The following is a 1,070-nucleotide window of genomic DNA, read 5'->3' as shown; positions in this document are numbered from 1 at the left end:
GCTAAATTACCATAGGCTTTAAAACTGGCAGCCCAGACAACCTCACCATTGGCGTTGGTGATTTCTTGTGGCGTGCCCAGATGGTCTAAATGGTAATGATATAAGACTTCACCTTGCACAAATGCTAACGGTTTAAATGTATTAGGTTCAAACAAATAGACTTTAGTTTGTAATGAGGTTTGCGCGACGCTATTTCTAGTTTGCGTCGTTTCACTGAGCAGGACATCCTCAAACCATAAAAAGTCAGTACGCTCGTGTTGATTTTGTTTGCTGATACGACGTCCTAGCGCATCGTATTGATAAACCGTGTTTGCGCCGTTGTTATTCACAGCCACTAACTGATTAAGGCTGTTATAACGGTAAGCGGTTTTTAGTTTTTGCCCTTTGCCACGCACTTGTGCAATACGGTTACCTTTAGCATCGTATTGATAATGCGTATCGCCTTGAAACTTAAGACGATTACCCTGTACTTGGTTAGCGTGTTTAGGTGTACTTGCGGTAGATGTTGGTGCTTTTTTACTGCTATCAATGGCTAAAATATTACCAGCCGGATCGTGCACAAAGCTTTCAGGGTTAGGCCCTTCAACTTGCGTTAAGCGATTAACCGCATCGTAATGATATTGCGTGGTACCACGTTGTAAATCGTCAATTTGGCTCAACTGGCCCTGTTGCGTGTAGCTATAACTACGCTGACTTATCGCCGGGCGATTGCTTTCAGTGCCCGCTTTATAGGTGGTTTGACGTTGTAAGCGACCCTGAGGATCATAATTATGTTCGGTGGTTACATTATTACTCAGTGAACGCTTAATTTCACGGCCAAGGCTATCACGCGTGATACTTGCAACCTGATTATCGCCGTAATTGAGGCCTGTAAATGCACCATTATTATCATGCTGATATTGAACCGTTTCACCATTAGGTAATTGACTTGCCGTTCGTTGGCCGATGGCATTGTATTGGTGTAATAGCTTGTGATTGTCTTGATGATCTTCTATAACACGGCCAGCTGCATCATATCGCCACTGTAGTTGGCGGTTATTGTTCTGTGCGCCAGTGATACGCCCTAATGG

At 43.8% G+C, this 1,070-nt stretch carries 1 protein-coding gene; it reads right to left on the bottom strand.

Going from position 1 to position 1,070, the window contains the following annotated elements; translation table 11 throughout:
• On the bottom strand, nucleotides 1-1,070 hold a 1,070-nt coding region (locus CXF74_RS21420), incomplete at both ends, for an RHS repeat domain-containing protein (RefSeq protein WP_198552960.1).

Source organism: Psychromonas sp. Urea-02u-13 (assembly GCF_002835995.1).
Classification (GTDB): domain Bacteria; phylum Pseudomonadota; class Gammaproteobacteria; order Enterobacterales; family Psychromonadaceae; genus Psychromonas.
The sequence above is the reverse complement of the archived record's forward strand: the minus strand, read 5'-3'. Positions and strand labels throughout refer to the sequence as shown.